Genomic DNA, 7,734 nt, shown 5'->3' with positions numbered 1-7,734 from the left:
ATGAATATCGTTCGCTGGTCTATTTCGTGCGCGATATCGGCTTTGAGAAAGAGGACAATCCGCCGCCGTTCCTTGAATTCTACTGGGGTAAATGGCTGGAGACTGAACTGCCGCTGAAATCATTCGATCTGCACGATCGCAAAGGCTATGGCGCAGCGGTCACCGCCATTGCTAAAAAAATCACCGACGTACCTAAAGACACGGTGATTGCCCAGAGCGACGCCGGACCGCTCACCGCTGAAAAGTTGGGGGCGATGAAAAAGGTCAACGCGAAGAAACTCGATAAAATGATTTCTGCGGATGGAAAATTGGGTTGGGCATTTAAAGAATAATAGTCAGTACGGGGACATGTCGTGCCCCCGTACTGATCACCATCTTCCGATGCGATTAACCTCTTACGCCAGCTCGCAATCCTTAACATGCGCGGAAGGGGCTAACAGATTTTTATCAAACTCACGCAAGGCTGCTGCATCACGGACACGCATCGGCCAGTCGGGATTGGCCAATGCACTTTTGCCCAACGCCACATAATCCGCCCCCTGCTCCAGCGCCTGAGAGGCGGCACGGCTGTCTGACAGCGAACCATTCGCCACAATAGTCAGGCTTGGTGCTGCCTCTCGCGCTATCTGTACCAGCGAAAGCGCATTGTCCGCAAAAGCGGGTTGTAGTGCGTCGTATTCGGTGAGATGCAGGTAATCAATACCTGACTCGGCCAATAAGCGAAACACCTGTTTTGCGCCCGCTTCTCCTTCCTGCCACTTATGATGGAAATCATTCACTTTGCCCTGTGAAATACGCACACCTAAAGTGACATCGTGGCCTATACGCTGGCGTACCGCGCGGATCACCGCCAGGGTCAGTGACAGGCGGGCAGCGATATCACCGCCCCAACGATCACCACGCTGATTGGTGTAATCCGTGAAGAATTGATCGAGCAGGTAGCCATTGGCACCGTGAATTTCAATGCCATCAAATCTCGCTACGCCAATAGCGCGCGCGGCGGTCTCGGCAAAACTGTCAATCGCCTGCTGAATCTGATCTTCGCTCATTTCTCCTGGCAACGCATAGTCGCCATGACCATGATAAAAGCCCAGCTGTTCTCCACGCGGTTGCACGACGGAGGGAGCCAGGGTATCGCGTCGGTAAATATTGCCCTGGGAAATCGCACCGGCGTGCATCAGTTGCGCAATGATCTTGCCACCATACTGATGCACACCATCAGTAATGGCTCGCCAGCCTGCGACCTGGCGGCTATTAACCAGCCCCGCTTGAAACGCATACGTCTGCGACCAGGCTTCGTCGATATACAGCCCTTCGGTGATGATGGTGCCAAAACCCCCCCGCGCGAAACGTTCGTAATAGTGCTTCATGCGGTCACCCGGTACGCCATCTACCGTGGCGGAGATACGCGTCATGGGTGCCACCATGATGCGGTTTTTCAGCGCGAGTCGATTTAATGTCCCGCTCTGAAATAAGTTTTTATCGGCCATTTGCTACATCGTGTTCCCTGATTATCGTCAGAGCGCATTGTAGTGTGTCGCTTTAGCGGCAAAAATGACCGAAGATGATACGTCTGTATAACGGAAATCGTTACAATGCACTCCAAAGATATTGAGGTTTTCCTCATGGTGTCGCAAACGCGCAGCCTGACGCAGGCGGCACGGCGGCTGAATACTACGCCGATGACGGTGTCGCGTCGGCTGGCCTCGCTGGAGGACGATCTCGGCGTGCGGCTGATGCATCGCACGACTCGCTCCATCGCGCTCACCGTCGAGGGAGAAGAGTTTCTGCCCTATGCGAAATCGCTGGCGGAAACCGAACAGAGCGCACGCAATCTGTTTTCACCACACCAGCAAGGTGCAACTGGCCAGCTGCGGATTACGGCGCCTTCTGGCTTTGGTCGTCGCACCATCATTCCGCTGTTGCCTGCCTTGATGGAGGCCAACCCGGAACTACGCATTGAGTTTCAGTTGAGCGATGACGTCACCGACCTGGTAGGTTTGGGCTACGATGTCGCTATCCGCATTGCACCGCTGCGTGACTCCCGTTTAGTGGCTCACCGTCTCGCTAACAACCCGCGTATGCTGTGTGCTTCACCCGATTATCTTCAACGCTTCGGCACGCCTCAGACATTAAACGACTTACATCATCACAACTGCCTGCGACTCTCAGGCGTGGTGCAGTGGAGCTTCATCATTGATGGGCATATTTCGAGCTTAAGCGTGGAAGGCCGTTTCAGTGGCAGTAACGTGGAAGGGGTGCGTACTCTGTGCGTGGCGGGAAGCGGCATTGCTCAGTTATCTGAGTGGGACATCCGTGAAGAGCTCGCTTCAGGCGAGCTCATCGCCATTGAATTACAGGATGCTCAACCGCAGATTCTTGGTGTCTGGGCATTGTTCCCCACGACTCGCCAGTTGCCAGCACGGGTGACGGTATTTCTTCATGCGTTAAAACAAGCGATGGAAAAAACAGATTAGTTACCTGTCACGACACCCCGTTTATAGGCTTAAATCGTTGACTCACTGATTCACTTCATGGAGGCCCCTTTTGAAACCTGAAATTCAAACCCTCGCATCAACGGAAATCTATCGCAACCGCTGGATGACGTTAAAGGAAGACAAAATTCAGCGTGCCGATGGCAGCGAAGGTCTCTATTCGGTGATCGAAAAAAACGATTTTGTCGTCATCCTTCCGGTGGAGCAGGACAGCATCTTTGTGGTGGAACAGTATCGTTATCCGATAAGTGAGCGCACCATTGAGTTGCCGCAAGGCAGCTGGGAGCTGGACCCCGGTGCGACACCGGAAGCACTGGCGGCAGGCGAACTGCAGGAAGAGACGGGATTGATTGCCGATCGTTGGCAGTACGTGGGCTATCAAAAACTGGCGCAGGGATACTCCGCGCAGGGTTATCACATCTATCTTGCCAGCGATTTACGCTATGAAGGGCAGAATCTGGATGCCGAGGAAGTCGGACTCACTGCACACAAAATGAAAATCAGCGAGTTTCTGCAGCTCGTGCTGGAAGGTAAAGTGACCGATGCCACTTCAGTGACCGCGTTTTTACTGGCGCGGGCCAAAGGGTTGCTTGATTAAGCCGGGTAACGCACAGGGCCACATTGATGTCAGGTCGCTGTGCGTTTGAAGAGTGCGCATTGCTGCGCACTCCTCCCTGAACAATGACGCTTAGTGACTCGCTATCTCCGCCAGCACTGCTTGCGCATCTGCCGCAGCAACCGCGACACCATCAATGTAAAGCTGGCGCCGTTCTCCGGCTGGCAAAGCAATTTGCAGCGTTTTCCATGCTGGCTGATAATCGCCTTTGCGTGTGAAGCTCAGGTGGATTGCCTCGGCATCGCTGCGCATCTCCCAGCTTAACCACAGCGCATTACCCTGCTGATAACCCCAGGACTCACCGTCATCTTCAAATACCAGGCCTTTGCTCTCGCCTTTACCCTGTAATGGATAAAGTTGCAGCGTGCGACGGTCATCTGCTTGTGCATCAACATGACGCAGACGCTGGCTCAGTGGCAAGGCCGCACCGGCGCGAACCAGCATCGGCTGGGTTTCCAGCGGTGCTGGCAGCGTGATCCATTGACCGCCGCTGTACCACTGTTGCGTTGCGAAGTCATACCAGCCAGTTTGGTTATCTGGCAGCCACAAACTGCGTTCACGCTGTCCTGCTTCCACCACGCTGGCCACCAGCAAATCGCGGCCCAGCATAAACTCATCGCACTCGGCGAAAGTCTGTTTATCCTGCTCATGGTCGAGGAAGGTTGGACGCAGCATCGGCTCATCATCAGCATGCGCTTGCCACAGTAAGGTATACAGATACGGCAACAGGCGATAACGCAGTTCGATTGCAGCACGAATCGCAGGCGTGACCGACGGATACATCCACGGCTCATTCACCGTGTGATCGTCATTCCACGAGTGAATGGTGAAACGCGGGTGCATTACGCCGTTTTGTACCCAGCGTACAAACAGTTCAGCGTCCGGCTTATCACCTGAGAAACCGCCGACATCGTGCCCGACGTTATACAGACCCGACAAGCTCATCCCCAGGCCCATACGGATGTTGTAACGCAGTGACGTCCAGTTAGTACGGTTATCGCCGCTCCATGTCTGCACGTAGCGTTGCATACCGGCACAGCCAGAACGCGAGATCAGGAAAGGACGCTTCTCTGGCGCGAAACGCTGCTGCGCTTCCATCGACGCACGCATCATCAACAACGGCATCACCGGGCGAATATGCTTGATGGCGATGGGCGTACCAAAGCCATGGCAACGCGCTTCGCCGTCCCACACTTCATATTCGTTGTTGTCATTCCAGGTCGAATCGATGCCCTTCGCCAACAGCTGTTGGGTGACGTTCTCCTGCCACCACGCCACCGCCTGAGGATGGGTGAAATCGAGGTGTGAACCCTCGTCGTCCCAGAACACTGAACGCTCTGGCGCATCTTCTTCTGAATCGCGAATAAACAAGCCCTGCGCCGCGACTTCTTCGTAGCGCGGATGGTCCTGCAACAGGCAAGGTTTGATGTTGGCAGCCAGACGCAAACCGGCATCGTGGAACGCCTGGCTCATCACTTCCGGCTGTGGCACTTTGTCGTAGTTCCAGTTGAACACGTAGCGCTTGTTATTGATCGAGGTATAACCCGATGACAATTGGAAAGAGTCGCACGGAATATCATGCTGTTCGCACAGGCGAATGAAGTTCATCAGCTGATTTTGTGCATCCGGTGCATCGGTGTAGTGCATGGTTGAGCCGCTGTAACCGAGGCTCCATTTTGGGCCAAACAGCGTTTTACCGGTCAGGCGCACAAAGGCCTTGGTGACATCCAACACTTTGTTGCCAACAAACAGGTAATAATCAATATCCCCGCTTTCCGCCTGCCAGCGGCGATAAGGCTGATGGTAGTTATCCAGCTCGTTACCGAGATCAAACCAGCTGCTGCTGAGGTTATCGTAGTAAAGACCGAAACTCACATCGCTGCGGCGCGTAATGGTAAACGGCACGTGTTTGTACAGCGGATCGGTTGACGAGGCGTTGTAGCCCATCGCATCGAGGTTACGCATCTCATAACGTTTGCCATTGCGTTGAAGGTCACCGGTTTTCTCGCCAAGACCGTAATAGGCATCGTCATTCATACGACGCTGGTAGTGCGCCACGCCATCGCCGTGCGCGTTAATCAGGTAGGCACTGGTTGGGCGGTCGCAGGTCAGCAGTTGCCAGGCGCCAGCGCTATCACGATGTTGCCACTCCAGCGCCAGTGGCTGATGGACAATCACGCGCAGCACATCGGTGGAAACCACCAGCGTATCGCCCTCTTCTTCCAACGTGAACCCTGGCAGGGTAAAGCCCGCCAGGCTGTCACGTGGACGCCCTTCCCACTGCACATCGCTGTCTGGCGCTATGCTCCAGGTGCGGTCCAGTGCATAGCCGCTCTGACGTTTAATCGAAACACGGAACATGCCTGATTCCAGCACGAATAGGTTCAGCTGGTACTTCCCATCGACGGTTAACGCAACATGGTGTTGATCAGAATGCGTGAGTGACCAATTCTTTAAGGTTTTCATTGTTACCTACTTTAATCAGGCGCGCTGGGCGCGACGTTCAGCAATAAATGCAATCAGGAAGACCGCGCCAATCAGGTCGAAGAAGCCCATGGCGACAAATAACGGGTTAAAGCCAATCTTGTCGGCGGTGACACCAATTACCAGTGAGAACAGGAAGCTGGATATCCACGCGAAGGAACCGCGCATGCCATTGACGGTGGCCATCTGGCCTTTATCAAACTTCTCCACCACCAGCGCGCTGAGCATGCAGGAGATGATCTGGTGACCGAAACCACCAATCGAGATCAGTGCAATCGCCACGTAGGGATCTTTGGTCATCGCCACCAATGCGAGGGAGAGCATCAGGAAAGCGCCGGTGACCGAACTGGCAACCACGGAGTTGACCAGTCTGAAACCAAACAGGCGGGTGTAGAGGCGCGTCAGATAGCCACTGGCGACGCTGCCGAGATCCGCCGCGAGGAATGGCATCCAGGCGAACATGGCGATCTGTTTGAGATCCATGCCGAGATCTTTCGCCAGGTAGAGCGGCACCCAAAAACTCAGCACGCCCCACGCCGGTTCGGCCATAAAGGCGGGAATGGCGATACCGTAAAAACGTTTGTTTTTTGAGACGCTTTTCAGGGCTTTAAAGAACGGTAATTTGACAGCAGGCGGTTCATTATCCTGACGAATAAATTCCAGTTCCGATGCAGACAGATTGGGATGAATTTCCGGATCGCGATACAGCAACCACCAGAGCACTACCCACGCCAGTGCCAGGCAACCCGTAAACAGGAAAGCGCCCTGCCAGCCGAAAGAAGCGTGCGCGAAGTAGATGATGGGCGGCGCCAGCATAGCGCCAATTGAGAAGCCCACGCCGGCCCAACCCGCTGCAACCGGACGCTCTTTTTTCGGGAACCATTCGCCTATCACTTTGGCGTTGGCTGGCGTGGCTGCGGCTTCCGCTCCGCCCATGACAAAACGCAGAATGGCAAGATGTACCCAGCTCGCCGCGCCTGCATGGAACAGACAGGCGACCGCCCAGACCGAGGCACAAATCAGGAAGCCGACTTTCAGGCCGATGACATCAATCAGCCAGCCGCAAATTGGTTGAAAGAAGGTATACGCCAGCTGAAACGCACCGACGATCCATGAATATTGTTCAGTGGTGATGCCCAGGCTGGTTTTCAGCTCAGGTGCCAGAATGCCTAATGAGTTACGCGTGATGTAGTTGACGGTAACGCCCGCTAAGAACAACACCAATACCCACCAGCGCAAATTGCGGAAGGTGCGTTTGCTGCCAGCGGCAGCGATCCCTGGATTCAAACTGCGGTTCATCTGGTTCTCCAATCTTTTTTAACATCATGAGCTTACAAATCCTGTAGTGAATGCGCGGGCAAGCGATAAACCGGAAATATCGCTGGCTGCCGCCCAGGAATTGCTGCTTGTTGTTGAGGAGCGACTTCAGTGAGTCATCTCTAACCATCCGCCAGGAGTGAACCACAGATGCGGAACCTGGTCGCCACTCAGATGCCGCATTTGTGATCTGGTTAACCAAAATGGCTTGCGAGGTTGACATCAGACGTTAAAGAGCCGAATTTTAGGCTCTGAGAGCGCAATCCACGCCATAAGCGGTGCGCTAACCGATAAATAGGTCAACCAATATAAGAATTGTCCTGGGTTTCATTTTCAGGACCTAAAAGAGGTAACAACATGAAGCAGACCTGGCGCTGGTATGGCCCAAATGATCCCGTTTCTCTTGCCGATGCACGACAGGCTGGCGCGACCGGCATCGTCACCGCCCTGCACCACATCCCTAACGGCGAAGTGTGGTCGGTGGACGAAATTATGCAGCGCAAAGCCATCGTGGAAGCCGCTGGGCTGGTGTGGTCAGTGGTGGAAAGCGTGCCGATTCACGAAGAGATAAAAACCGGCAGCGGTGAGTGTCAGAAGTGGATCCGTCATTACCAGCAGTCTCTGCGAAATCTGGCGCAGTGCGGTATTAAAACCGTCTGCTACAACTTTATGCCGATTCTCGACTGGACGCGCACAGACCTTGAATATCTGTTACCCGATGGCGCGAAAGCGCTGCGTTTCGATCAGATCGAATTTGCCGTATTTGAGCTGCACATTTTGCAACGTCCCGGTGCGGAGAAGGATTACAGCGCCACGGAAATA

General features: G+C 54.3%; 7 protein-coding genes. 4 read left to right on the top strand and 3 right to left on the bottom strand.

The features are described from left to right. Positions 1–332 (top strand): ParB-like protein (locus tag RT340_RS20450; RefSeq protein ID WP_313377599.1); only part of this gene is annotated, 332 nt, incomplete at its 5' end. 63 nt (positions 333–395) lie between these two features. On the opposite strand, the gene RT340_RS20445 is transcribed toward RT340_RS20450, so the two are convergent. After that, positions 396–1,490 carry an NADH:flavin oxidoreductase gene (locus RT340_RS20445; RefSeq protein WP_313377598.1) on the bottom strand — a complete coding sequence of 365 codons (1,095 nt, stop codon included), beginning with the start codon at positions 1,488–1,490 and terminating at the stop codon, positions 396–398. A 105-nt stretch (positions 1,491–1,595) separates the two neighbouring features. Between RT340_RS20445 and RT340_RS20440 the strand changes: the two genes are divergently transcribed. Further along, a complete protein-coding gene (locus RT340_RS20440) occupies positions 1,596–2,477 on the top strand; it encodes a LysR family transcriptional regulator (protein ID WP_313377597.1) in 882 nt (293 codons plus the stop codon). A 70-nt stretch (positions 2,478–2,547) separates the two neighbouring features. After that, on the top strand, positions 2,548–3,093 hold the full coding sequence (locus tag RT340_RS20435) for an NUDIX hydrolase (RefSeq protein ID WP_313377596.1): 546 nt from the start codon (positions 2,548–2,550) through the stop codon (positions 3,091–3,093). 90 nt (positions 3,094–3,183) lie between these two features. Here RT340_RS20435 and RT340_RS20430 read toward each other — a convergent pair whose 3' ends face one another. Both RT340_RS20430 and RT340_RS20425 read right to left on the bottom strand, forming a co-directional pair. Next, positions 3,184–5,577: a glycoside hydrolase family 31 protein gene (locus RT340_RS20430; RefSeq protein WP_313377595.1), complete on the bottom strand. Its 2,394-nt coding sequence runs from the start codon at positions 5,575–5,577 to the stop codon at positions 3,184–3,186. 15 nt (positions 5,578–5,592) lie between these two features. After that, entirely contained in the window at positions 5,593–6,894 is a 1,302-nt protein-coding gene (locus RT340_RS20425; RefSeq protein ID WP_034827231.1) for an MFS transporter, read from the bottom strand. 375 nt (positions 6,895–7,269) lie between these two features. Here RT340_RS20425 and uxuA point away from each other — a divergent pair. Further along, positions 7,270–7,734 (top strand): mannonate dehydratase (gene uxuA, locus RT340_RS20420; protein ID WP_313377594.1); only part of this gene is annotated, 465 nt, incomplete at its 3' end.

This window comes from Pantoea sp. CTOTU50773 (genome assembly GCF_032082325.1).
Taxonomy (GTDB): Bacteria; Pseudomonadota; Gammaproteobacteria; order Enterobacterales; family Enterobacteriaceae; genus Pantoea; species Pantoea communis.
This window is presented reverse-complemented; position numbering and strand designations above follow the sequence as displayed.

Excerpts from the sequence above, each read along its gene's own strand:
- RT340_RS20445 (WP_313377598.1), bottom strand. The coding sequence starts at position 1,490 with ATGGCCGATAAAAACTTATTTCAGAGCGGGACATTAAATCGACTCGCG.
- RT340_RS20440 (WP_313377597.1), top strand. The coding sequence starts at position 1,596 with ATGCACTCCAAAGATATTGAGGTTTTCCTCATGGTGTCGCAAACGCGC.
- RT340_RS20430 (WP_313377595.1), bottom strand. The coding sequence starts at position 5,577 with ATGAAAACCTTAAAGAATTGGTCACTCACGCATTCTGATCAACACCAT.
- RT340_RS20425 (WP_034827231.1), bottom strand. The coding sequence starts at position 6,894 with ATGAACCGCAGTTTGAATCCAGGGATCGCTGCCGCTGGCAGCAAACGC.